Annotated in this window: 26 protein-coding genes and 2 pseudogenes; 12 read left to right on the forward strand and 16 right to left on the reverse strand. The window is 70.3% G+C overall.

Features of this window, described 5'->3' with window-relative positions; genetic code table 11:
• Positions 1-296: 296 nt before the first annotated feature.
• The 3 genes and pseudogenes from ACZ499_RS13600 to ACZ499_RS13610 form a co-directional block, all read left to right on the forward strand.
• The gene (locus ACZ499_RS13600; protein ID WP_468674683.1) at positions 297-605 is read left to right on the forward strand and encodes a hypothetical protein; all 309 of its coding nucleotides are present in this window, start codon (positions 297-299) and stop codon (positions 603-605) included.
• Between the two features lie 289 nt (positions 606-894).
• Positions 895-1,035: pseudogene (locus ACZ499_RS13605) on the forward strand (DUF5949 family protein); the annotation flags it as partial.
• Between the two features lie 103 nt (positions 1,036-1,138).
• Positions 1,139-1,330 (forward strand): annotated as a pseudogene (locus ACZ499_RS13610) (DUF5949 family protein); the annotation flags it as partial.
• 160 nt (positions 1,331-1,490) lie between these two features.
• On the opposite strand, the gene ACZ499_RS13615 reads toward ACZ499_RS13610, so the two are convergent.
• Positions 1,491-1,802 (reverse strand): hypothetical protein, encoded by a 312-nt coding sequence (locus ACZ499_RS13615; RefSeq protein ID WP_468674685.1) that lies wholly within the window; start codon positions 1,800-1,802, stop codon positions 1,491-1,493.
• Between the two features lie 424 nt (positions 1,803-2,226).
• Between ACZ499_RS13615 and ACZ499_RS13620 the strand changes: the two genes are divergently transcribed.
• Complete coding sequence (locus tag ACZ499_RS13620; RefSeq protein WP_468674688.1) at positions 2,227-2,871, forward strand: tyrosinase family oxidase copper chaperone; 645 nt, start codon at positions 2,227-2,229, stop codon at positions 2,869-2,871.
• A 36-nt stretch (positions 2,872-2,907) separates the two neighbouring features.
• Positions 2,908-3,786, forward strand: coding sequence for a tyrosinase family protein (locus ACZ499_RS13625; RefSeq protein WP_468674692.1), 879 nt, complete (start codon positions 2,908-2,910; stop codon positions 3,784-3,786).
• Between the two features lie 116 nt (positions 3,787-3,902).
• Here ACZ499_RS13625 and ACZ499_RS13630 read toward each other — a convergent pair whose 3' ends face one another.
• The 6 genes from ACZ499_RS13630 to ACZ499_RS13655 form a co-directional block, all read right to left on the reverse strand.
• A complete protein-coding gene (locus ACZ499_RS13630; protein ID WP_468675017.1) occupies positions 3,903-4,130 on the reverse strand; it encodes a chaplin in 228 nt (75 codons plus the stop codon).
• A gap of 109 nt (positions 4,131-4,239) precedes the next feature.
• A complete protein-coding gene (locus ACZ499_RS13635) occupies positions 4,240-5,121 on the reverse strand; it encodes a hypothetical protein (RefSeq protein ID WP_468674693.1) in 882 nt (293 codons plus the stop codon).
• A gap of 225 nt (positions 5,122-5,346) precedes the next feature.
• On the reverse strand, positions 5,347-6,597 hold the full coding sequence (locus tag ACZ499_RS13640; protein WP_468674695.1) for a cytochrome P450: 1,251 nt from the start codon (positions 6,595-6,597) through the stop codon (positions 5,347-5,349).
• A gap of 160 nt (positions 6,598-6,757) precedes the next feature.
• Positions 6,758-7,000 (reverse strand): hypothetical protein, encoded by a 243-nt coding sequence (locus ACZ499_RS13645; RefSeq protein ID WP_468674697.1) that lies wholly within the window; start codon positions 6,998-7,000, stop codon positions 6,758-6,760.
• Between the two features lie 158 nt (positions 7,001-7,158).
• Entirely contained in the window at positions 7,159-7,806 is a 648-nt protein-coding gene (locus ACZ499_RS13650; protein ID WP_468674699.1) for an HAD-IA family hydrolase, read from the reverse strand.
• 89 nt (positions 7,807-7,895) lie between these two features.
• Entirely contained in the window at positions 7,896-8,813 is a 918-nt protein-coding gene (locus ACZ499_RS13655) for a sigma-70 family RNA polymerase sigma factor (protein ID WP_468674701.1), read from the reverse strand.
• Between the two features lie 103 nt (positions 8,814-8,916).
• Between ACZ499_RS13655 and ACZ499_RS13660 the strand changes: the two genes are divergently transcribed.
• The 4 genes from ACZ499_RS13660 (at position 8,917) to ACZ499_RS13675 (ending at position 12,188) form a co-directional block, all read left to right on the forward strand.
• Positions 8,917-9,681 (forward strand): SDR family oxidoreductase, encoded by a 765-nt coding sequence (locus tag ACZ499_RS13660; protein ID WP_468674703.1) that lies wholly within the window; start codon positions 8,917-8,919, stop codon positions 9,679-9,681.
• Positions 9,682-9,755: 74 nt separating this feature from the next.
• The gene (locus ACZ499_RS13665; protein WP_468674706.1) at positions 9,756-10,046 is read left to right on the forward strand and encodes a helix-turn-helix domain-containing protein; all 291 of its coding nucleotides are present in this window, start codon (positions 9,756-9,758) and stop codon (positions 10,044-10,046) included.
• On the forward strand, positions 10,043-11,617 hold the full coding sequence (locus tag ACZ499_RS13670; protein WP_468674707.1) for a helix-turn-helix transcriptional regulator: 1,575 nt from the start codon (positions 10,043-10,045) through the stop codon (positions 11,615-11,617). Before ACZ499_RS13665 ends, ACZ499_RS13670 begins: the two co-directional genes overlap by 4 nt.
• A 1-nt stretch (position 11,618) precedes the next feature.
• The gene (locus ACZ499_RS13675; protein ID WP_468674709.1) at positions 11,619-12,188 is read left to right on the forward strand and encodes a transcriptional regulator; all 570 of its coding nucleotides are present in this window, start codon (positions 11,619-11,621) and stop codon (positions 12,186-12,188) included.
• Between the two features lie 22 nt (positions 12,189-12,210).
• Here the strand turns inward: ACZ499_RS13675 and ACZ499_RS13680 are convergent, their stop codons facing one another.
• The 6 genes from ACZ499_RS13680 to ACZ499_RS13705 all read right to left on the reverse strand — a co-directional run bounded on the left by ACZ499_RS13680 (position 12,211) and on the right by ACZ499_RS13705 (position 16,328).
• Complete coding sequence (locus tag ACZ499_RS13680) at positions 12,211-12,474, reverse strand: DUF7848 domain-containing protein (RefSeq protein WP_468674712.1); 264 nt, start codon at positions 12,472-12,474, stop codon at positions 12,211-12,213.
• Positions 12,471-12,962: a hypothetical protein gene (locus ACZ499_RS13685; RefSeq protein WP_468674714.1), complete on the reverse strand. Its 492-nt coding sequence runs from the start codon at positions 12,960-12,962 to the stop codon at positions 12,471-12,473. Before ACZ499_RS13685 ends, ACZ499_RS13680 begins: the two co-directional genes overlap by 4 nt.
• Entirely contained in the window at positions 12,962-13,324 is a 363-nt protein-coding gene (locus ACZ499_RS13690; protein ID WP_468674716.1) for a hypothetical protein, read from the reverse strand. The genes ACZ499_RS13685 and ACZ499_RS13690 overlap by 1 nt, the downstream gene beginning before the upstream one ends.
• Before the next feature lie 103 nt (positions 13,325-13,427).
• Complete coding sequence (locus tag ACZ499_RS13695) at positions 13,428-14,612, reverse strand: helix-turn-helix domain-containing protein (protein ID WP_468674717.1); 1,185 nt, start codon at positions 14,610-14,612, stop codon at positions 13,428-13,430.
• A gap of 184 nt (positions 14,613-14,796) precedes the next feature.
• The gene (locus ACZ499_RS13700; protein ID WP_468675019.1) at positions 14,797-14,973 is read right to left on the reverse strand and encodes a hypothetical protein; all 177 of its coding nucleotides are present in this window, start codon (positions 14,971-14,973) and stop codon (positions 14,797-14,799) included.
• A 464-nt stretch (positions 14,974-15,437) separates the two neighbouring features.
• Complete coding sequence (locus ACZ499_RS13705; protein ID WP_468674719.1) at positions 15,438-16,328, reverse strand: tetratricopeptide repeat protein; 891 nt, start codon at positions 16,326-16,328, stop codon at positions 15,438-15,440.
• A gap of 673 nt (positions 16,329-17,001) precedes the next feature.
• Between ACZ499_RS13705 and ACZ499_RS13710 the strand changes: the two genes are divergently transcribed.
• Both ACZ499_RS13710 and ACZ499_RS13715 read left to right on the forward strand, forming a co-directional pair.
• Positions 17,002-17,193: a hypothetical protein gene (locus tag ACZ499_RS13710; protein WP_468674720.1), complete on the forward strand. Its 192-nt coding sequence runs from the start codon at positions 17,002-17,004 to the stop codon at positions 17,191-17,193.
• Between the two features lie 218 nt (positions 17,194-17,411).
• Positions 17,412-18,506: an NAD-dependent epimerase/dehydratase family protein gene (locus ACZ499_RS13715; RefSeq protein ID WP_468674721.1), complete on the forward strand. Its 1,095-nt coding sequence runs from the start codon at positions 17,412-17,414 to the stop codon at positions 18,504-18,506.
• Here ACZ499_RS13715 and ACZ499_RS13720 read toward each other — a convergent pair.
• A complete protein-coding gene (locus ACZ499_RS13720) occupies positions 18,503-19,342 on the reverse strand; it encodes a glycosyltransferase family 2 protein (RefSeq protein ID WP_468675020.1) in 840 nt (279 codons plus the stop codon). The genes ACZ499_RS13715 and ACZ499_RS13720 overlap by 4 nt on opposite strands.
• A 127-nt stretch (positions 19,343-19,469) precedes the next feature.
• On the opposite strand from ACZ499_RS13720, the gene ACZ499_RS13725 reads away from it, so the two are divergent.
• Entirely contained in the window at positions 19,470-20,171 is a 702-nt protein-coding gene (locus ACZ499_RS13725; protein ID WP_468674724.1) for an LbetaH domain-containing protein, read from the forward strand.
• A gap of 143 nt (positions 20,172-20,314) precedes the next feature.
• Here ACZ499_RS13725 and ACZ499_RS13730 read toward each other — a convergent pair whose 3' ends face one another.
• Positions 20,315-20,692: a hypothetical protein gene (locus ACZ499_RS13730; RefSeq protein WP_468674727.1), complete on the reverse strand. Its 378-nt coding sequence runs from the start codon at positions 20,690-20,692 to the stop codon at positions 20,315-20,317.
• A 492-nt stretch (positions 20,693-21,184) separates the two neighbouring features.
• Entirely contained in the window at positions 21,185-21,907 is a 723-nt protein-coding gene (locus tag ACZ499_RS13735; protein WP_468674729.1) for an IPT/TIG domain-containing protein, read from the reverse strand.
• Between the last annotated feature and the right edge of the window lie 269 nt (positions 21,908-22,176).

A 22,176-nucleotide genomic window follows, 5' to 3' on the forward strand; every position in this document is an offset into this window, starting at 1 on the left:
GTGAGGGAGAAGTCCCCCCCCCCCCCCAAACCCCCGCTCCGCACCCCCAGACCACCCCCCCCGCCTCGTGCTGTACGGCTGCCGGGATACAGCTTCCTGGATGCTGATAGGAAGATTCGTTTCGTACGAGTATCGGCGTGGCCCACTTCATACGAGTGGTCCGGCAACAATTTCCCGACTGCCGGGTTTCCCTCGGGCGGGGAGGTCGTTAGCCAAGAGGAAGCGTGTGACACTTCGAATAGCACATACAGCGAACCGTAAACCGCGACGAAACGTCGCCTCCGGAAGGAATGATGATGAAGCCGATGAAGGTTGCCGCGATCGTTGCCGGTTCCCTGGCAGTGGTGGGGGCCGCGACCCCGGCGTTCGCGGCGAGTGGCTTCGGCGCCACTGGCATGCCCCCCACCAGCCTCAACGGCGGGCGTGAGGCGCTGGCGAGCCGGGCGCTCGCCGACCCGAAGCCGACGATCGTCGAGGCGCAGGCCCTCGACCCGAGCAAGCGTGACTCCCTGTTCCGCACGGCCGGTCAGGCCGCGGGTGGTCTGAACAAGACCAATGGCATTGCCCCGGCGGGACTTCTCGGCGGCCTTCCGGTCGGCCACTGATAAATCGCGGGGAATTTCTTTACGGGGGTACGGGGGTACGGGGATCGGGGGATCGGGATTGCGGGGGTACGGGACCGGGGGTCCGCCGTATTTCGGAAATCCCGGGAACGGGAAATTCGCCAGGTCCCGGTGCCCGGGTGGCGGGTCAGGACCGGGGACGGCGTGACGGGGCAGGGGACGGGCGCGGCAGGCGGCGCGTCCGCCCGGGGCGGGGCGGGCCGGTAATCCGATTCGCCCTGACAAGTAGCTTTTGCCCCTGATGTCCCAACGATGTCGCTAGAGCCCCGGTATGACCTCAGCTTCCAGTGCCGTACGCCCTTCCAGGACCGCCCAGTTGGGCACCCTCGCCCTGCTCGATTGGAGCGGCCCGCGCCCCGGAGAGGGCCGTGACGTGGCCTCTCTCATGGCGTACTCGCCGGGTGACGGCGAAGGTGGCCCCGAGGGCGCCCAGACGGCCGTCCGGGAGCTGCTCGACGAGATCGGCATGCCGGGCCGGGACCGTCAACGACGCCGACCACGGGGCGACGACGCCGGTGACGCTCCTTCTGGAGGGCGGCCAGCCGGCCCTGACGTTGCCTCAACTCAAGGTCCAGTGCGCCATGCCCCCGGAGTGGCTGGCGGCCGCGCGGGCCGAGGACGTCGCGCACTTCATCCTCGCCACCCGCGCCTGGCCCGAGGCGGTCCCGGGCAGGCCGGTCACCGAGGAGCTGCTGCGGGCGTTCGTGGGCGAGGGGGAGACGCTCACCAGCGCGGGCCACTGCGTCCTCCCGGTCCGCCGCCTGCGCAGGCAGCTCCCGCCGAGCCTCAGGGCGTACGGAAACGGCGTGTGCCGCGGACTTCGTCGTCCGTGGCACACGCCGTTCTCATGTGCAGACCGGGTGGGAGCTAGAGCACCCCGAACAGCAGGGCGAGGAGGTCTCTGCCGCGGTGGTCGTAGCGGCCGCCGTGGTCGTCACGACCGTCGTGGCCGTAGCCACCATGGTTGTCGTGACGACCGTGGTTGTCGTAGCGGCCGTGTTCCCGGTGGTCCTTGTTCTTGTCCTTGCCCTTGTCCTTGCATTTCTCGCCGTACCCGCACGCAAGTGCCGCCGATGCCGGGGTACGGGCCGTGTGGGGCGCTGCCTGGGCGGCGCCGGCGACCGGAAGGATCGCCACGGCGGACAGGGCGGCGGCTACAGCTATCTGACGAAGCGTCATTCTCGGTGTCTCCTGATGTGGTGAACACGGACATCAAGGACGCTAATCCGACAAATACCACTTGTCGCGCTGAGCGGGCGCGCAACTACTGCATGTGAGTGGTGAGGGCTGTCGACCCGTCAGAAGCCGACGCGCGAAGAAGCCAGAAGCGCAAGGATCGGGGGAGCGCAAAGGGCCGGGGGTAAAGACCAAGGTCCCGGAAGTGCGTAGGCCTCCGGGACCCCAGCAGGCGTTCATTCTCCTCTGCCCTGTCCGCAGCAACGACCGGCCGCTGGGAGGGTCACGGCCATCCGCCGGACCCGACACCAAGTGATCAATCACGGCCGGAACGGTTTCGGGGCGGTTTCGTTGTTCCGAATGCCCCCTTGTGCATGATCAGCCCCGGGCTGTAAGTGATCAGCCCCGGGACAGAACGGAGACCTGTGTGATCACCGAAGACCCGGTGCCGCAGCGGCGCCCCGGCCTCAAGCGGCTTCGCCTGCCCCGCCCCGGCGCACTGTGGCCCGGCCGCCCCCGGTGGACGGCCCCCGCCTCCACCCGGCGCGGAGTGCTGCGCGGCCTGTTCACCCTGACGGTCGTCAGCTTCGCCGGCGGCACCCTCGCCCGTATCAACGCCGCCCCCGCCCCCGGCGCCGAGGCCGACACGGCCGATCCGGCCGAGCCGGCCGAGCTCTGGCGCGACACCGACCGCGAGGCGTCCGCCGGCCGCGCCGGCCTGCCCACCGCGTTCGACGAGACCTACCGGGGCCGCCGCATCCAGGGCCGCACGGTCCTCGCCGACATGCACGCGCAGGCGGCGGCAGCGGAGACGGGCCGGTTCCCCGACCGCCCGCCGGGCCCTCTCGCGCCGATCCCGCACCCGGCGCCGGGCGGCCACAGCGCGGTCGGAGCGGGGTACGAGGCCCTCATCGACGGCCGCCATCTGCACCTGATGCGCCGCGCCGACGGCACGTACATCAGCTCGGTGGACCACTACACCTCGTACGCGACGCCGCTGGAGGCCGTCCGCGCGGCGGTCGATGTGCTGGGCTCCGCCCGTCTGGCCGCCGCCCCGGTCCACGGCAAGTGATGCCCCGCTTACGACAGGCCAGGTGACACAACCCGCATGGTGTATATCCGCAAGAACCAGAAGAACCTCACGAAGGCCGAGAAGCGGGCCTTCGTCAACGCCGTCCTGGAGCTCAAGCGCCGCGGCAAGTACGACCGGTTCGTCCGCACCCACATCGAGTACTTCGTCGGCGACGGGGACGAGGGGCTGCGCGTCGCCCACATGGCGCCCTCCTTCCTGCCCTGGCACCGCCGCTTCCTGCTCGACTTCGAACGCGAGCTGCGGGCGGTCAACCCCCGCGTCACCGTCCCGTACTGGGACTGGACCCGGGACAACTCGCCTTCGTCGTCGCTGTGGGCCGAGGACTTCATGGGCGGCAGCGGGCGCAGAGAGGACCTCCAGGTGATGACCGGGCCCTTCGCCTACCGGCACGGCCGCTGGAGGATCGAGACCGCCGTGACCGAGGACCCCTTCCTCACCCGCGACCTCGGCAACGCCTTCGGCCGCGGCAACCACTTCGACCTGCCGTCGCGCGACGACCTCAACCGCGTGCTCGCCGACTCCGTCTACGACGTCCAGCCCTGGAACTCCCTGAGCCCCACCGGCTTCCGCAACAAGATGGAGGGCTGGACGGACGGCGCCGGCACCGACAAGCTGCGCACCCACAACCGCGTCCACCGCTGGATCGGGGGCACCATGATCGGCGGCGGCGCCGTCAACGACCCGGTCTTCTGGCTCCACCACGCCTTCGTCGACCTCATCTGGTCCCGCTGGCAGACCCGCCACCCCAAGTCGGGCTACCGCCCCGTCCGGCCGCCCGACTCCGACGACCCCCAGTACGGCCGCGTCGCCGCCCTCAAGGAGCGGATGCCCCCGTGGAACACCACCCCGGCGGAGCTCCTGGACCACCGCAAGATCTACAAGTACGCGGACTGACCGCTCGGCGCACACGCGTACGGCCCCCGGGAAGACCCGGGGGCCGTACGTGAGTGAACCGCCGTCGACGGACGGGCTCAGCGCCCGTAGCCTCCGTGGTGGCCGCTCTCGTTCTCTCAGTGGTTGCCGAACACCGGGTTCAGCAGGCCGATCACCTTGATGGTGTTGCCGTACACGTTGACCGGCACGTGGACCGGGACCTGGATCAGGTTGCCGGACAGCACACCCGGGGAGTGCGACGCTTCGCCGTGCGCCCCAGCTTCGGCCGTGGCCATGCCGGCACCGCTCGGCGCCACCGCACCCGTTCCGGCGAGGACGGCGACGGTCTTCGCGATACGAGAGATCAAGTTCCCCTTGTTTGCCCCAACGCTTCAGGGCCCCGACGGCCGACGGTCACCGCGAAGCCGCAGCTGCCTTGGCTGAACGCGCCCGGCGTGCGGACGTAACGGAGGTTTAATGCGCCTGGCGGTGGCGGGCCACGCGCCGGCTCAGCGCCAGCACGCCTCCACCGGCGATCAGCAGCGTCCCGCCGGCCGCGCCGAGGAAGAGCGGCAGGCTGTCTCTGCCGGTCTCCGCCAGCTGCGGCGGCTCGTCTTCATCCGGAGGGGTGGTGTGGCCGGGCGGGGTGGTGTGGCTGGGAGTCCCCGGGTGGGTCGGCTTGGTGTGGGTGGGAGTGGGGTGCGGGCGGGGGGGCTTGGAGGGGTGGTGGGAGGGGTGCGGGCGGGGGGTGTCGCTGCCGTACTCATGGCCGTAGTCGTCGCCGTAGTCGTCACTGGTGCCGTTGTCGTGCCCGTAGCCGGGGCGGTCGTGGTCGTCGCGGGTGTAACCGTCGTGGTCGTCGCGGGTGTAACCGTCGTGGTCGTCGCGGGCGTAACCGTCGTGGTCGTCGCGGGCGTAACCAGGGCGGTCGTGGTCGTCGCGGGTGTAACCGTCGTGGTCGTCGCGGGCGTAACCAGGGCGGTCGTGGTCGTCGCGGGTGTAACCGTCGTGGTCATCGCGGGCGTAACCAGGGCGGTCGTGGTCGTCGCGGGTGTAACCGTCGTGGTCATCGCGGGCGTAGCCAGGGCGGTCGTGGTCGTCGCGGGTGTAACCGTCGTGGTCATCGCGCGGGCCTGATGTGGAGCCTGATGTGGGGCCTGATGTGGGGCCTGATGTGGAGTCAGCGTCGCTGTCGGCCTGGACGGCGAACGGGACGGACGCCGCACCCGGCGACGTGGAGGAACGGTCCCCTACGGGATCGTCACTGGCGGCGGCAGCGCTGTACGCCGTACTCAGTGTGGTGATGAGGCCTGCCACCAGGGCGGCCCGTGCGACAGAACCAGAGATGTTGTGCATGCCGAACAAACCCTCCGACAGGAATGCGGGGAGAAAAACCAGATGGTCATAGGAATACTCCGGGCATTGCGAGAAGGACCGCATCCGCGGGCGTGTCTGTACGGGTGGGGGGGCGCGGCAACCCATCTAGCGCAAGTCGGATGATCTGTTCGGGGCTACGGGGACGGGGCTACGGAGACCGGAGCTACGGGGCTACGGGTTACATGGGCGCGGCCTCACCCGGTCTCACTTGGAGGCGAACGCACACCGCTGCGCGCGTACGCGGTTGTCGAAATTGGAATGCCCCAGCTCCGGCACGCCCACGGCGCGCAGGGCGAGCGGGCGGCTCAGCAGTTCGCGCAACAGGGCTTTGATCTCGACGCGGGCGAGATGGGCACCCAGGCAGTAATGGGGCCCGCCGCCCCCGTACCCCAGATGGGGATTGGGCCGCCGGGTGATGTCGAAGACGTCCGGGCGGTCGAACACGGCCTCGTCGCGATTGGCGGAGGCGTACAGCAGCATGACCCGGTCCGCGGGCACAAAGGCCTGCCCGCCCAGAGTATGAGGACGGATCACATGCCGCCGGAATTGAATGATGGGCGTGGAGACGCGGACGATCTCGTCCACGGCGCCGTCGGCGTACCGCTCGAAGTCGGACGTGAGCAGTTCGCGCTGCTCGGGGTGGTCGGTGAGCAGGACGAGCGCGTGGGCGATGGCGTTACGGGTGGTCTCGACGCCGGCGACCATGAGCAGTGAGAAGAAGGAGCCCAGCTGGCGGGTGCTGAGGGCCTGGCCGTCGACGTCGGCGCTGACCAGGGCGGAGATGAGGTCCCCGGTGGGCCGCCGGCGCCGCTCGCGCCCGAGCGCGGCGACGGTGAGCTGCATCCGGCCCAGCGCGCGCAGCCCGCGCCCGGGCACCCGGATGCGGGACCGCAGCGTACGGGCGACCCCGGCGTTCTCGGAGGCCCGGTCGACCTGGCGGGCGATCTCCACCCGGCCAGGCTCGGGCACGCCGAGCATGTCGCAGATGACCTCGAAGGCCATGCGCGAGGCCGCGGCGGAGACGAACTCGTCGGCCCCGGTGGCCACGAGGTCGTCGACGATACGGGTGGCGAGGTCCCGGATCCCGCTCTCGGCGTCGGCGAGGACGCGGGGGGTGAAGGCGCGCGAGACGACGCGCCGCAGCTGGGCGTGGCGCGGCCCGTCCAGGTTGACCATGGAGTCCCCGAACACCCCCCGCACCCAGCGCGGCGGCTCGGGCGCGGTGGCTCCCGGGGCGCTGGCGAACACCTCGGGCAGTCGGCTGGCCTCGACGACGTCGGCGTGCCGCACCAGCGCGTAGAACCCGCGCTCGGGCCGCCGCCGCCCGCCTCCGGCCCGCTCGACGAAGTAGGCGGGCCGGTCCAACTGCCGCAGCAGGGCGAAGGCTTCGTGGCGGCGTTCGCGGGGCAGTGTCCAGAAGCGTGGATCGGCGAGATCGAATTCGACACCGTCCATGCGATTCACGTGATCCGTACCACCTGTACTACCCGTACCAACGGACAATGTCCCACCCGCCATTAAAGTCGCACAAAACGGAAGTCCGCCCCCGGGTGATCCCCGAGGGCGGAAAGGTCGGGCAAGGGATGATGAGACTCCCCTGAAGCTGCCCGCGAACTCAACTGACCAGGCCGTGCCCGGCCTTGGTGGCGTCCGTACCGGCCTTCACCGCATCCGTACCGTCCTTCACCGCATCCGTACCGTCCTTCACGGCATCCCCGACGGCCTTGACCCGCGTGTTCAGATTGGGCCCGCCAATCCCTTCGGCCACGGGCTTCGCCCGCTGCCCGGCGACGGAGGGCGTCTGCGCGGCGCTGCTGATGGTCCGGCCGAGGTCAAACGCCTGAGCAGAAGGTGCCATTGCAGCCACCAACGCCGACCCTGCCAAGGCAGTGCTGAAAACTCGACATACATTCATGCCCGTACAACGCAATAGGCACGAAGAAGGCACGCCCGCGCGATGGTCGCGCAAGGCTCTGCCTTTCACGTATCCGCCGGGCGTGCGGCGGTCTGTGCCGGTCAGCCGACGGTGATCTCCAGGCCGGTAGCCGTGACCCGTACGGATACGGCGGTGAGGTCGGCGACGGTCGCGTCCGCGTCGAGTTCGTGGGCCTGGTGGGTCCTGGTGAGGGCGACCGTCTTCATTCCGGCGGCCCGGCCCGAGGTCAGGCCGGCGGGGGCGTCCTCGACGACCACGCAGCGGGCCGGGGCGACGCCCAGCCGCTCGGCCGCCAGCAGGAACGGCTCGGGGTGGGGCTTGTGGTGGGTGATGTCGTCGACCGTGACCAGGTGTGCGGGGTGGATGCCGACCTGGGCGAGACGGGCCTCGGCCACGCGCCGGGTGCCGGACGTCACCACGGCCCAGCGGTCCGGCGGGAGCGCGGCGAGGAGTTCGGGCGCGCCCGGGACGGCCACGACGCCGCCCGCGACCGCGTCCGCGACCTCGGCGTCCTCCAGCCGGGCCACGGCCTCGGCGACCTGCGCGGCGGGCAGCAGCTCGGCCACGATCGCGGCGGCCGGCCGCCCGTGCACCTCGACCCGGGCGACGTCCTCAAGGGTCATGCCGTACGCCGCGGCCCACCCCGTCCACGCCCGCACCACCGAGCGCATGCTGGAGACGAGCGTCTCGTCGCTGTCGAACAGGATGGCGTCGGCCGAAAGTCGCATGATCGGTGAGCGTAGTCGGTGTGTTGGCGCAGGTCGGCCCGGCCCCGGGTTCGCCGAGCCGGGCCGGGCCGACCTGTGGTGGTCCGCCGTCAGGCGTCCGCGACCGTAATCTCCAGTTCGCTCAGGCGGGCCGGTTCCGCGATGACGTCGATCTCGGTGATCGTGTCGTCGGTGAAGGTGAAGCGGAGTGCCACGCGCAGGCGGCCGTACGGGGCCATGGTGAGGCCGGCGGTTCCGTTGATCAGGGCCACGCCGGTGAAGCGGGCGCGGCCGATCGCGGCCATCGCGGCCTGGGCGACGGTGACCGCGCCGCCGAGGAAGATGGGCTCGGGGGAGGGGACGACCGCCTTGTCGGCGCGCAGGACCACGTCGGGGTGGAGGAGGGTGACCAGGGCTTCGAAGTTCCCCTCGCGCGTGGCGGCCAGGAAGGCCTCGGCGACCTGGCGGCGGCGGGACAGGTCGGGGTCGGGCGCGGTGGTCCCGCCCTTGACCCGGCGGCGGGCCCGGCTGGCCAGTTGGCGGGCGGTGGCCGGGGTCCGCTCGATCATCGGGGCGATCTGGTCGAAGGGCACGGCGAACATGTCGTGCAGTACGAACGCGAGCCGTTCCGCCGGGGAGAGCGTGTCGAGTACGACGAGCAGCGCGTGCCCGACCGAGTCGGCCATGACCGCTTCCTGCTCGGGGTCGGGCCGCCCCTCCTCCAGGTCGGGGCCCGTGTCGGCGTCGGGGGTCACCTCGTCCAGCGGGTCCTCGCCACGGGTGCGGCGGGTGCGGAGCATGTTCAGGCACACCCGCGCCACCACCGTCGTCAGCCACCCGCCGAGGTTCTCGACGTCGCTGATGTCGGCGCGGCTCGCGCGCAGCCAGGCGTCCTGCAGGGCGTCCTCGGCCTCGCTGAGTGAGCCGAGCATCCGGTAGGCCACCGACCGCAGATGGGCCCGGTCCTCCTCGAAACGCTCCGTCAGGGTCTCTGCCTGACTCTGACTCTGCGTTATGTGCTCGTCCATCGGCCCCATTCCTCCGGTCACATTCCTCACGCGCGGTGTGTCAGAGAAGTAGATCACCGCGAACCTGCTCATCTTCTACGAAACGAGGTGAGGAGCAGCAGCGATGGCGTCAACGATCCTGGTCACCGGTGGCACGGGCACGCTCGGCGGCCATGTCGTCCCGCTCCTGCTGGACGCGGGCCACCACGTACGCGTGCTCAGCCGCCACGGTCGCGAGGACGTCGGCGGTGTCGAGTACGTCGCCGCCGACCTGCTGCGGCCCCAGGGGCTCGGGATCGCGGTCGACGGCGCCGACGTCGTCCTGCACCTGGCGGGCGGCCCCAAGGGCGACGACGAGGCCACCCGCAACCTCGTACGGGTCGCCTGCGACGTCGGGGTGCGCCACTTCGTCTACATCTCGGTCATCGGCGCGGACCGCGTCCCGCTGGGCTGGTTCGGGACGAAGCTGGCGTCCGAGCAGGCGGTGAGGGCGTCCGGCATTCCGTGGTCGGGGCTGCGGGCGGCCCAGTTCTACGACCTGATCCTGCTGATGGCCCAGAAGATGGCCAAGCTGCCGGTCGTCCCCGTCCCGGCGGGCCTGCGCTTCCAGCCGGTCGACTCGCGTGACGTGGCGGAGCGGCTGGTCGAGCTGGCCCTGCGCGAGCCGTCCGGGCAGGCGCCCGACCTGGCCGGGCCGAAGGTGTACGGGATGGGGGACCTGATCCGTACGTACCTCCAGGCCCGCGGCACGCGCCGCCTGCTGGTCCCGGTGCCGATGCCGGGCAAGGCGGGGCGCGCGTACCGGGCGGGCGAGAACCTCTCCATGGACGGCACGGCCATGCTGGGCGAGCGCACTTGGGAGGACTTCCTCGCCGAACAGCTGAGATAGTCGGTTGGTCGTCACTATGCGACCTGTCGCCATTCCATGCGGAAAGCGCATCACCCCTTGGTAGGGTGGGGCGCATGGGACTGGGGTTGGAGGAGTCGCTGCGGTTGACCGTGGCGGCGCTGATGCAGGCGACGGGCGAGTCGCAGCGGGAACTGGCCGTGGTGCTGGGCCTGACGCAGACCCAGGTGTCGCGGCGTCAGGCGGGCACCACCGCGTGGAGCCTGCGCGACTGCGACGTGCTGGCCGCGCACTACGGGATCGGCCCGCTGGACCTGCTGGCCGGTCCGACCCGGGCGTGCGAGGCACTGCTCGACGTGAAGGTGAACGGGAACAGGAACGTGAAGGACGGGGTGGCGGGGCGGTGAGCGACTTCGACGCGATCGACTCGCTGCTCGCCTCGGTCGGGCCCGAGGCCGCGCTCCCGGCGCCCGCCCAGCGGCTGCGGCTGCGCGAGGCCGCCCGCCTCTCGAAGGCGCAGGTCGCCCGCGCGCTCGGGGTGAGCCCGTCGACGGTCACCGGCTGGGAGACGGGCCGCGACCCGTCCGGCGAGCTGCGTACGCGGTACGCGTATCTGCTGGAGGGGTTGCGGGAGCGGCTGGAGGAGTACGAGCCGGAGCCGGAGCCGGAGTCTGTACCTGTACCTGTGGCTGAGCCCGAACCGGTGGATGAGGTTGGGGACGACGTCGAGCAGCTCGGCGCGCCCGAGCCGTGCGTGCTGTGCGGGCGTCCGGCCCGGCAGCGGGTGGCGGGGTTCGCGCAGCATCTGGATCCGGCGGAGTGCGAGGAGGAGGCTTCGGCCTCAGCGGCCCCGGAGGCCCCGGCTCGTACGGAAAAGGCGTCCGGCGCGCCGGATCAAGCCCGTACGGAATCGTCCAGGCCCGCCAAGTCCCCACCGGAGCCCGCCAAGTCCTCGACCAGCTTCACCCAGCCCCCGGCGGGGTCCGCCAAACCCCCCACCCGCCGAGCCTTCCAGCCCCCCCGCCCCGAGCCCTCCGACCTGGTCACCCAGGCCGTGCGCGGCGCCCTCGCCGAGCATCACGGGGACATCGAGGTGGCCACCGCCGCGCTGGTCAAGCGGGCGATCCCGGACGCGATGCGGCTGCTGGACGAGTCGCGCAAGGGCGCGCGTTACGACATCATCGCCCACCCCTGGATCCCGGACGTGCTGCGCAAGCAGACGGCCAAGGGCGCCGACCAGATCTGGGAGGCGCGCCCCAAGTGGACGCGGCGCGAGCTGCCGCCGGGCGAGCACGAGGTGACGGCGCTCGACATCAACGGCGCGTACCTGTCGGCCCTGAAGACCCACCTCCCCCTCGGGCAGTTGGAGCACTCCACGGGGTTCGCGCACGACCGGCGCCGGGCGGGCGTACACCTGATCACACCGCCGGCGTGGGAGCACGAGGACGTACTGCCGAACCCGATCGGCAACCGCGACGAGCCCGGCCCGCTGTGGGTCACCGAGCCGACCCTGCGCCTGCTGCAACGCCTGTCGGGACCGAAGTACGGTATGTGCGAACCCCCGGAGATCCACGAGTCGTTCACGTCCGGGGCGACGGAGAACCTCCTGGAGAAGTTCCGTATCGCACTGAAGGACGCCCGTGACGCGGCGATCGCGGACGGGGACGAGGTGACGCTGGAGTACGTGAAGGCGATGTACTCCAAGTTCGTCTCCACGATGGGGGAGTCGAACTACAACCGCGAGCTGTACCGTCCCGACTGGATGCACATCATCCGCTCCCAGGCGTTCGCCAACCTCTGGATGAAGGCGTACAAGGCGCACGAGGAGGGCCTGGCGGTGGTACGGGCGATGGGCACCGACGAGCTCCATGTGATCGGCGACTGGCGCGGGGTGTTCGCGGAGGGCCGGGGCGTGACGGAGGTCAAGGTCAAGGACACGTATACCGCTGGCGCTGTCGCTGAGGGCGAGGAGGGCTGAAGTGCCGGAGCAGAGCCATGAGTTCGGCAAGTACGGGGCGCGCGGCATCAAGGGCAGCGAGGCCGTGTCCCGGGTCCTGGACGGGCTGGCGGGCGGCATCGCGACGCCGGTCACCGTCAAGCGAGGCCTGATGGCGCGGCTGCACTACCTGACGCGTACGCCGCACGCGTGGGCGGCGGCGCGGGAGGCGGGGCTCACGGTCACCGACCGTACGGTGAAGGCGTGGCTGGAGGGCAGGCGTAGCCCGTCGCGGGCGAACCTGGAGCGGATCGACGCGGCGTACTGGACGGTCCGCCGCCACAACGTGGCCCGCCATCTGCTGCGGCGCCTCAACTCGGCGGGCGGCACGCGGGTGGAGCTGCACCCGCTCAACCAGTCCCAGGTTCCGCGTCCGCGCCAGCGGGTGGTGGAGTACCGCGCCCTGAACGTACGCCGCTGGGACCGCATCGTCGAGGCGTGGGCGGCGGCGGACGAGGAGGCGCTTGACGGGGCGTGGACGGACGTCATCGAGGACTTGGGGTCGCAGTGGGGGCAGTACGAGTACGTGACGAATGTGGGGTTCGCGGCGTGAGGCTGCGGGCCCGCTGCTCGGCTCACTTGGCCTCTATGCGCTCGTAGAGCGGGTTGCCGGGAGCCGGGGTGACCCGAGCGAACGAGGTCACGACGGCTCGGAAGCCGGTGTGGCCGTGCTGCCTGGCGGTGTGCCGGATTGCCCAGTCCTCCGGTTCCGTCCTCTCGTCGGAGGGCGGGGAGGTGGTGAGGCAGGTGGTGCACTCCATGACGTAGATCGGCCCCGAGGCGCCGGGGGTGGTGTCGGCGCCGAGGGTCCATTCCGCGTAGCGGATCACGGACCTCATGGCGTGCGCTCCGGCGTCGGCGTCGGGCGCACCCTGTTCTGCCCGAGCGCGACGAGGTCGGCCACGGCTTGGGCCGCGCACAGGCAGCCCACCGCGCGGGGTGGCAGGGTCCAGTACGGGCCGGGTCGTGCGGTGAGGTCGACGCGGGGCACTCCCAGCCATGTCCCCGGGCGAAGGCACTCCACGCCTGGCACCTGCCAGTGGGCGTGCGTGCCCGGTGGGACGAGTGCGTAGTACCAGACACCGATGCCGTACGCGTCGTGGATGACGGCCCCGTCCTCGAAGGCGTCGGCGAGGTATGCGGCGACGGCGTCCGGGTCTTCGCTGCTCGCCGCTGCGTGGACGACGTCGGCGGGCAGGCGGATCGCGTCGAACTTCTCGCCGGTCGGCACGAGGGCGATACCCACGTCGAACTCGCGCCGGGCCTGCGCGGGCACGTGGTGCGCGGAGGCGAGCCAGTCGGTGATGGCTCTGCTGGCTTGGTTCATCACGGCGTGATCACCTCGCTGTCGGAGATACAGGCGTACATGGCGACGCAGCAGCCGCCGGTGGCCGCGCGGGCGGGGGCGAACTGGACCGGCCCCCACGCCCTGCCGTCCAGAACCTTGGCGGCCCCGGTCACCTCGGCACAGCCACGGTGTGCGTAACTCGTGTGATCACCGCCGGAGGTGGCGACGAACATCCGGGTGACGACGTCCGCGCCCGGCTCGTGGCAGACCTCGCAGCGGCGGTACTGCGCCGGGTTGTCGGGCTCCTTGGGATCGGCAGTATGAGGGGCCAGTACGCCAGACGCAGCGTCAGCAATTACGCGACGGCGCTCGCGACCCCCAGCAGTGTGGCGACGGACCATGGTCGGCTCCATGTCATCGGGGCTGGTGCCGACAGAGTCCACCCATGCCAAGGCCCTGACTATCACGGCACGTTGATAGTCTGGGCCAAGGATTCGCGCAGGGTTATGCGCCCAGCCATGAGCCGTACGACAGGAACGAATCCGGCAGTTGGCGCTTCGCGGCTTCCAACCCGGAGTACGTCTCCCGGACCGTGGGGTGATACCTCGCCTGCTGCGGCGCTGCCTTGCGCGCCTTCACCAGATTCCGGAACGATTCGGCCAGGTTGCCCGTCCACATCTGCGCCCGCGCGACCTCGGCGTAGTGATGACTTCGCCGGGACGCCGGCCAGTCCGTCGGGATGGCAAGCCCCCGCGCGGCCTCCGCAGCTTCCCCGTACTCGTCCAGCTCGGCCAGCACCGAGACCCGGTGGACACCGACGTTCGTCGGTCCGAACGACAGCCAGTGCACGGCAACGGCCTCACCCGTTGACTCGGCGAGTCTCTCCGCCTCGTCCAGGTGCCCGGTTGCTCGATCGCCATCCTTCGAGCGGCCGGCCATGACCGCGGCGCCGAGATGCAACTGCCCCGTCAACACGTCGCGCTCCCGGCTGTCCTCGGCCTGTTCGAGAGTGCGCAGGCCGAGGTCGACGAGCCGCTCCCCGGTGCGGTACTGCCCGGCACGCATGTAGGTGAGGGCCCTCATGTACCGGTACATGCCGCCGACGACCGCGTCTGATCCACGCTGCGCGGCCCAGTCCATGCGCGTGAGAGCGATCGTCGCCAGGTCGTAGTAGCCGAGCTTCGAGGCAACGTCGTACGCCGTGCGGTAGGTGCTGGCGAGAAGAAGCCAGGCGTCCCGGCTCGGCGCGGCGTGGGCGGCCGTCGTCGCCTCCTGAATCAGCCCCGGGACCTGGCTCGCGACCTGCTTGATCGCGCCCGCCCGCACGGCGACGAGGAGCGCTTCCGCTTCGTCGGCCAAGAGACGGTGTGCGCGGGGCCTGATGTCCGGGTCGGCCCCGAGGTCGTAGACGTCCAGGGCCTCGCGGATCGGCCTTATCAGCACATCCAGTTCGTCTGCGCGCAGCTCGGCGACGTACGGCTGCCCGGTGACCGTGGAGACCTCGACACCGAGGGCGCGGGCGACGGCAGCAGCAACATACGGCGAGGTCGGGATGACGCCCTGTTCTGTCTTGGTCAGCGTGCTGTAGGGGACGAGGGAGAGGTCGGCGAGGGCCCTCTGGGTGAGGTGCCTTTCGGCGCGCAAGCGCTTGATGCGCGCGCCGGTGTGGTCATGCGGAAGAGAGTGCATACTGAACTCCGTTCTGACTCGACACCAGAACGGTACCCGCGGTCGGCTCCGCGGGTCATCCGTAGCCCCACCCCCTGCCGGGGTGGGGCTTTCGTCTTGGCTCGCCTCCAGATCCCCATGCGTGCACGCCGCGCGTACGTGAACGACCCTGCCCGGAGCCCGGGTTGGGGTCGTTCGCTTCCGTCTACCCCGTAGCGATCCGTACGAGGTCGTCCAGGGAGTCGATCCGCCAGTCCGCAGCGGCCGCCTCCGTTGCGTCCGCCCACAGATAGCCCCACGGGCCGCGGCGAAGGTGCGCCGTCCTCATGCCTGCGACGCGGGCGGGGCCGACGTCGTTCGCCGGGTGGTCGCCGACGTACAGCGTCTCGCCTGGCGCGGTCTGCGTGACCTCGACGAGACGCTACGAAGAACCCCGCTGAGGGCTTCGTCACGCCCCACTCGAAGGTCGGCCCGTTCCTCGCGCGGGCCTTTGCTGAGGCCGGAGCGCCGATCCATGACGCGTACGGGATCGGCGTCCGGTACGGCGGGCATCCGGTACGCGATCCGCTTCGCCGAGGCGTGAGAGCGAGGCCACCGACCGGTCGTGGCAACCGGATCGATCCACTCTCGTCGGCACTCGCCCACAGGTAACGTGGTCGCATGAGTGCGCACCGACCGTCCGCCCGAGGGCGTCCCTGCCTGTGACTTCCGCCGACCTGACACCGCCCTCGGTGTGCTGGGGGCCTCGTGCCTCCAGGGTCACGCTCAGTCCGGCTGTACTCGTCGGCCGAAGGCGGCGACTCATCAGGCGTGAGGCCCGCTTCCCCTGTCTCGGCTGGCGTGCCATCACGGCCGGGCCAGGAGAACGGAGGCCCGCTGGGACAGGTCGCGGGCTTCGGGTACGTGCTGATGGCGTGCGAGGCGGACGCGCATGTCTTCGGCGGCGTCGCGGACGAGGATGGACTGGACGCCTTCGGCGCAGTCCAGGAATTCGGTCCAGGCGGTGAGGGCGCCGTCGAGGTCGCCCTGCTGGAGGTGGATCTCTCCGAGGTGGCCGAGCACGGTCGCGCGGGAGCGGCGGCGGTCGAGGCCGTGGATCTCCAGGGCGGTGTGGAGCTGTTCGCGGGCGCCGGCCAGGTCGCCCATCCTGGCGAGGATGGTCCCGGACGTGTAGGCCCAGCGGCCGATCGTGAAGTGGGAGGCCCAGGAGTCGCCGGTCGGTGTAGTGGCGGTGCGCTCGATCTGGGTCTCGGATGCGGAGAGGGACGTCGTGGCGAGCCGGTGGTCGCCGTTGAGGGCGGCGGCCTCGGCGAGGGTGGACTGGTAGTAGGCGATGGCGCGGGGGTCGTCGAGGTGCTGGGCGTGGTCCATGCACTTCTCCGACAGGGCCAGTGCCTCCGCCCGGTGCTTGGGGCCGAGGCCGATGGCCTGCACGGTCAGGCCGCGCAGGGCGGTGGCCGCGAGCTCCTGCTCGCCTGATTCGTCGGCGAGGCGGTAGGCATGGGCGTAATAGTGCCGGGCGAGGGCCTGGTGCTTGGTGTCGTCGCCCTCGTCCTGGGCCATCCAGCCGATGAGGTGGGCGAGTTGGGAGGTGGCGGCGTACAGCTGCTGCCCGGTGGCCTCGGTGTAGAGGCCGTCCAGCCAGGGGCCTGCGCTGCCGGTGAGGTAGTCGATGGCGATCTTCTTTACGTGGCCGCCGCCGTATTCGGCCGCGCTGTCGCCCAGCGCCTTGACCATACGGAGGATGGCAGACACTTCCCCCTGGCCGACCCGGACGGCAGTGGGGGAGGAGTTGCGCACTCGACGTGTGATGGCTTCAGGGTCCGGCACGCCGAGCAGGGACAAGGCCGCGCCGCTGGAGGTGGCAAGAAATCCCCTACGGTCCACGTCGCTCCTCCCAAGAGCCAGAATTGCAGCCACGGTATCGATGATGGGGTCGATCGGCTGTGCGGTATCTGCTGCCTGCGCTACTTCCAGGTCCAAGACTTGGACCACGTAGGGGAGCCACCAGTCCGGGTTGCGCTCCCCGACCATCAGTTTCCGGGCGTACTGGCGGGACATGCCGTCGGGACCCCGCTGGGCGGCGAGCCCGAGTGCACGGGCCAGCTTGGAAGGACCCCAGCCGCGTTCCTCGCACGCCTGTCGGATGAGACGCGCGATGCCGTTCCCTGACTGGTCCATCGCCGTCAGGTCCCTTCTGGACTGGGTTACGCGGGATGACGCGGGGTTACATCTTGGGTCCTATTCGCCTTGTAGGGCAGGCATTTGAATCGGATTTGCCACCGGGTGTTACGGCACGAATGCCGCAGCTCCCCTTTCCCGGTGGCGACGAGGCGGCGGCCCGTACGGGGATCTGCACCGCTTGATCGGGTCGCCGCTGTCCTCCTCACCTTCTGCAACGGAGACACTTGTGACTCGGACGTGCCTGCCCCGCCTCAGCGCCCGGCCCCACCACGCCTCGGAGGGTGTGGCCTGGATGACGACCTTCCTGCTCGTGGTCGGCCTCGCCGGACCGGCGTGGTCCCTGCGTGACCATCTGCCGGCGCCCCTGGCCACCCAGCCCACCACTGGGTTATCGGCACCGGACACGCAGCCGAGCTAGGCCGCTCCGGCATCCGGGCCCCCATCGGCCCAGTACCGGATGCCGGAGCTCTCAGCGCCGTCCCCGACTCCAGCAGCTCGCAGGACGGCAGGGCGTGGCCCGAGCTACGGCGGGCGCGCCTGGTCATTCCGTTTCAAGCGCCCATCGGCTCCGGCGCTGGAAACGGAATGACGCCAGCCATGGCATCCCGACATGAACCCCCTGCCGCAGGAGGCGCCGTGCACAACCCTCGAACCCCCCTCGCCCAGCTCGCGGGCCGCACGGTCCTGGTCACCGGCGGGGCCGGACTCGTCGGCTCCCGCATCACCGCGCGCCTGCGCGAACTCGGTGCCCGTCCCCTCGCCCTGTGCACGCTGGACGCCTACCCGCCCCACGTCTACCGCGACTTGTTCGGCATCGACACGAGCGGCTCCGACGTGATCGCCGGGGACGTACGGGACACCGCCGTCGTCGGCCGCCTCGTGCCCGAGTGCGACTACGTGATCCACGCGGCAGCCATCGCCGACGTCGCCGCCTGCACCCGCCAGCCCCGTACAGCCATCGACACCAACATCACCGGCACCCAGGTCCTCCTGGACGCCGTCGCCGCCAGCGAACGCGTCCGGCGCTTCGTGTACGTCTCCTCCGCGAGCGTGTACGGCGACGGGAACGCCGAGGACACCCAGAATCCGGAGCTGCTCACCATGCGCCAGCTCCTGGAGTCCGTGTACGGGCGCATCGCGCCCCAGTTCCATGAGCGGACCTCTGCCATGCGACCGATGTCGGTCTACGCGAACACCAAAGCGTGGGGTGAGGTGCAGACGGCGCTCTCGCTCGGCGCGGTCGGCACGTCGTACACGGTCGTCCGTTACTTCTCCGTCTACGGCGAGCCCCAGACCGTCAAGCCCGGCAGCCACTCCTGGGTGGTGGCCTGGTTCGCCGCACGCGCCGCACTCGGCCTGCCGTTGCGCCTCAACGGCGGTGGCCACCAGGTCCGGGACCTGATCCACGTCGACGACGTGGCCGAAGCGACCATCCGGGCGATGGTGTCGCCGCAGACCCACACGGAGACGGTCAACATCGGCACGGGCGTGCCGACCAGCATCCGCAAGGTCGCGGAGTTGATCTGCGAGCACCATCCCCATGCCCATTTCATGGAGACCCCCATGCCACCCGGCGATCCGCTGGGCGGTTACGCGGCCACTCGCCGCATGCGGGCCATGCTCGGCTGGACCCCGAAGGTGGCCGTTCCCGATGGCGTCCGCCGATACGTGGAGTGGTTGCGCAAAACCCCTGCGGCGATCCCGGAATGGCTGGACGAACGCGTCGCCTAGATGACCGGCGGACGGCCGAGCCGGGTCATCCGCCACACCGTCGACCACCGCATGGGCCGCCGCACGCCGCACGGCTGGCGCACCCCTTCGGCGAATCCGCCGACCCAGGCGCGCAGGCTCCCGAACGATCGCGTACGAGCGAGGGTGAGGACGGTCCAGGTGCCGAGGTAGAGCGGGACGAGGGGAGCGGGCAGATGGCGCTTGGCCAGCCAGACCCGGTTGCGGGAGGTCATCCGGTAGTAGACGGCGTGCCGGGCCGGGCTGGTCTTGGGGTGCTGGAGCAGCAGGGCGGGCTCGTAGAGGACCTTCCATCCGTCGTCCAGGGCCCGCCAGGCCAGGTCGGTCTCCTCGTGGGTGAAGAAGAACTCCTCCGGCCAGCCGCCGATCCGCTTCAGCATCGCCATGGACAGCGCGTGGCCGCCGCCGAGGAAGGTGGTCACCTCGCCCCGGCGCATCGGATCGGACGACCGCAGCCGCGGTACGTGGCGGCGCTGGGTCTCCCCGCACTCGTCCGCGATCCGGAACGACACGATGCCCAGGCTCGGGTCCTGCTCGTACAGGTCGGCGATCCGCCGGAAGACGTCCGCGTCCACGAGCAGCCCGTCGTCGTCCAGGTCCACCAGGACATCCACGTCCCCGTACGCGCGGAGCCGGTCCATGGCCACGTTGCGGCCTCCGGACACGCCCAGGTTCTCGTCCAGTTCGACGGCCGTGACCCAGTCGGGCAGGTCGGACAGGGGCGAGCCGTTGCCGACGACCACGACGCGGGCCGCCGCCTCGTCCTGCTTGGCGACCGAGTCCAGCAGGGCGGCCAGTTCGGCGGGCCGGTTGCCCATGGTCAGTACGGCCACACTCACACGCGGTCGCGTCACGACGACCCACTCCCGTCCTCGGCGTACCCCCGAAGCCCGTGATGCTAGCGGCTGCGCCGAGGCCGCCGTTCAACCGGAAGGAACCCCAGCCATGCCCTCCGTCCACTTGGCCGACTACGCCCGCGGGATCAGCAAGGGCGCCTTGGCGGAGACCCCGTACGGCGACCTCGCCGCGTACGACCTGGCCGACTTCCTCGCCCAGTGGCCCGACCTGCACGCGGCGGCCCTGGCCCGCCTTGGTGATCAGCGCATCCACCCCACCGCGTACATCCACCCCACGGCGATCATCGGTGACGACGTGATTGTCGGACCCCACGTCCGGGTCCACGAGTTCACCACTGTCCGCAGGGGTGCCGTCCTTGCGGAAGGAGCTCTGATCGGCTTCAACTGTGAGGTGACCCGGGCCTTCGTCGGCGAAGGGTCGGTCCTGGGCCACCGCATCGGCATCAACCACACGATCATCGGTGCGGGCGCCCACCTGTCGGCCTCCGTCACTGTTGCCGCGATCAACATGTGCGCGAACATGCGCCGCCCCGACCGCGAAGTCATCATGCGAGCCGAACGGGGCCTCTACCGGTGCCGCACCGCCCAGTTCGGAGCCCTGATCGGCGACGGCACCCAGACCGGCAACAACATCTCCCTCGGACCCGGCATCGCCGTCGGTCGCAACTGCCGCATCGACAGCGGGGTCACCCTGGCCGCGCGCGTCGTCCCCGAGCGCCATGTGATCAGTGCGCCGCACACCGCCGAGATCCGGGTACGCAGGCGGCGAATGGCCCGGACCGCGTCGTGACGTCCGGCAACAGGGACACCTGTCCGTGGCTTCAACGTAGGTGGTCCGCCAGTCCCTCTGTGACTTCATCCCGGTCTCGGCGGTGAAGCCCCGGTGGTCGTCGTGGTGTTCGCGCCTCTCGCCGCCCGTTGGGGCCTCCTGGGTTATCGCGCCGTGATAGCCGAGTGGGTGAGCGGAGGCGGCAGCGGCTGGCTTGCCTCGGGTCGCAGCGCCTCGCCCAGGCTCCGTTCCCGGCCCCGGAGCAGGAACTGGTTGACCAGTTCCTGCTCGCAGGGGTCGGTGCCGGGATGGCGGACGGTTCGATCGCCGACGACCGGCGCGCGATCTTTGAGTTCGTGCGGTTCCTCGGCCGGCCGGTATGGACCAGCGGTCCGGAGGACGCGGATCGGTTCCTCGCGGATCAGCGCAAGGTGAAGCGGCTGGCGCACAGCACGGTGCAGATCAAGGCGTGGGCCCTCGCGCAGTTCTTCGACTTCCTGATCGCCCGCTACCAGGGCGACATCCACGCGCTGACCGGTCATGTGCTGGTGCAGCCGATCGACGAGTTCAACCGCCCGGCCAAGAGTGAGTACGGAACGCAGAGGATTCCGCCGTCCGAAGCGGAGGTGGACCAGTTGTTCATCGGATGGCGGGACTCTCTGGGCGGCGCGAGGAAGTTCCTGCCCGCGGCCCGGGACTACATGGTCGCTTCACTGTGGCGACGGGTCGGGACGCGCATGACCGAGACGCTCAAGCTGGACATCCGTGACTGGCGGCCGGATCTGGGCGACTTCGGCAAGCTGCACGTCCGGCACGGCAAAGGCAGTCGTGGGCGGGGGCCCAAGGGCCGACTGGTGCCGGCCATCAACTCGACGCACACCCTGATGGACTGGTGGCTTGGCGACGTACGGCACCAGTTCGGTGACGACTGCGCCGACCCCGACGCCCCGATTCGACCAGCCCGGACTCATCGAACACAACCTCCGCGATGCCGGTGTTCAGGACCAACGGGGCGGCCAGTAAGGCCATGCCGCTCACAGATAGAGGAAGGTTCCGGGTGCGGTGGCCGTGCCTCCGGTGGTGGTGACGACGACAGCGACTGTGCCCAGTGCGTGGGCGGGGGCGATGGCTGCGATGCGCGTGGGGGTCAGGACGGCGAAGGTGGCCGGGGTACCGCCGAAGGTCACGCCGGTGGTGGTGGTCAGGTTGGTGCCGGTGATGCTGACCAAGGTACTTCCTGCCGGAGGGCCTGTGACGGGGCTGAAACTGGTGGCGGTCGGAGGAGCGACGAACGTGAACTGGGTGCTGGCGCTCCCGCCGCGTGTGGTGACGCTCAGGGACACAGCGCCCGCCGCTGCGGCAGGAGTGACAACGGTCAACTGAGTGTCGGAAACCACGGTCGGTGTGACGCTGGCCGCCCCGAATTTTACGGATATTGCGGTGGCGAGGTTGCGGCCTGTCAGGGTGCGGGTGCTGCCGCCGGCGGTGGGGCCGGAGGTCAGCGAAACGCTCGAGATTACCGGGGGTGGGATGTAGTAGAAGGGAATCGGTCGGCTGGTGCCGCCGGGTGTGGTGACGGTTGTGGCGGCCACCCCGCATCCCGACGGAGCGATAACCGACACGGACGTGCCGGTATTGCCCGTGATGACGGCACTCTCCGCGTCGAAGTGGACAGCTGTAGCGTTGCTCAGGTTGGTGCCGGTGAGGGTTACTGCGGCGCCGCCGCCCGTGCTTCCCTGATTCGGACTGATTGGCATGGAGACTCCCTGGCCGTGGGGGCGAGCCGCAGACTCGCTGGCTCCTGGACCGTGCTTCGAAGGGCCAGCGCTATGCCACAGCTGAGTAGTTATTTTGTTCCCATATACCAACTGCGCATAACATAGGATTCTTTGTTCGGATACCACGGCACTTCTGCCCAGCGAGCTGCGCCACCCCAGCCGATGTATGAGCAGGGGCGAGTCCTCTCTCCTCTCGGCCTGGCCCTCGGTTCGCCGGGCCCTGACGAACCCGAGCCCGCTTCGGTACC

This window comes from Streptomyces sp. NPDC031265 (assembly GCF_055570295.1).

Excerpts from the sequence above, each read along its gene's own strand:
- ACZ499_RS13600 (WP_468674683.1), top strand. The coding sequence starts at position 297 with ATGAAGCCGATGAAGGTTGCCGCGATCGTTGCCGGTTCCCTGGCAGTG.
- ACZ499_RS13615 (WP_468674685.1), bottom strand. The coding sequence starts at position 1,802 with ATGACGCTTCGTCAGATAGCTGTAGCCGCCGCCCTGTCCGCCGTGGCG.
- ACZ499_RS13625 (WP_468674692.1), top strand. The coding sequence starts at position 2,908 with ATGGTGTATATCCGCAAGAACCAGAAGAACCTCACGAAGGCCGAGAAG.
- ACZ499_RS13635 (WP_468674693.1), bottom strand. The coding sequence starts at position 5,121 with ATGCACAACATCTCTGGTTCTGTCGCACGGGCCGCCCTGGTGGCAGGC.
- ACZ499_RS13640 (WP_468674695.1), bottom strand. The coding sequence starts at position 6,597 with ATGGACGGTGTCGAATTCGATCTCGCCGATCCACGCTTCTGGACACTG.
- ACZ499_RS13645 (WP_468674697.1), bottom strand. The coding sequence starts at position 7,000 with ATGGCACCTTCTGCTCAGGCGTTTGACCTCGGCCGGACCATCAGCAGC.
- ACZ499_RS13650 (WP_468674699.1), bottom strand. The coding sequence starts at position 7,806 with ATGCGACTTTCGGCCGACGCCATCCTGTTCGACAGCGACGAGACGCTC.
- ACZ499_RS13655 (WP_468674701.1), bottom strand. The coding sequence starts at position 8,813 with ATGGACGAGCACATAACGCAGAGTCAGAGTCAGGCAGAGACCCTGACG.
- ACZ499_RS13660 (WP_468674703.1), top strand. The coding sequence starts at position 8,917 with ATGGCGTCAACGATCCTGGTCACCGGTGGCACGGGCACGCTCGGCGGC.
- ACZ499_RS13665 (WP_468674706.1), top strand. The coding sequence starts at position 9,756 with ATGGGACTGGGGTTGGAGGAGTCGCTGCGGTTGACCGTGGCGGCGCTG.
- ACZ499_RS13680 (WP_468674712.1), bottom strand. The coding sequence starts at position 12,474 with ATGAGGTCCGTGATCCGCTACGCGGAATGGACCCTCGGCGCCGACACC.
- ACZ499_RS13685 (WP_468674714.1), bottom strand. The coding sequence starts at position 12,962 with ATGAACCAAGCCAGCAGAGCCATCACCGACTGGCTCGCCTCCGCGCAC.
- ACZ499_RS13690 (WP_468674716.1), bottom strand. The coding sequence starts at position 13,324 with ATGGTCCGTCGCCACACTGCTGGGGGTCGCGAGCGCCGTCGCGTAATT.
- ACZ499_RS13695 (WP_468674717.1), bottom strand. The coding sequence starts at position 14,612 with ATGCACTCTCTTCCGCATGACCACACCGGCGCGCGCATCAAGCGCTTG.
- ACZ499_RS13705 (WP_468674719.1), bottom strand. The coding sequence starts at position 16,328 with ATGGTCAAGGCGCTGGGCGACAGCGCGGCCGAATACGGCGGCGGCCAC.
- ACZ499_RS13720 (WP_468675020.1), bottom strand. The coding sequence starts at position 19,342 with ATGGGCAACCGGCCCGCCGAACTGGCCGCCCTGCTGGACTCGGTCGCC.
- ACZ499_RS13725 (WP_468674724.1), top strand. The coding sequence starts at position 19,470 with ATGCCCTCCGTCCACTTGGCCGACTACGCCCGCGGGATCAGCAAGGGC.
- ACZ499_RS13730 (WP_468674727.1), bottom strand. The coding sequence starts at position 20,692 with ATGACCGGTCAGCGCGTGGATGTCGCCCTGGTAGCGGGCGATCAGGAA.
- ACZ499_RS13735 (WP_468674729.1), bottom strand. The coding sequence starts at position 21,907 with ATGCCAATCAGTCCGAATCAGGGAAGCACGGGCGGCGGCGCCGCAGTA.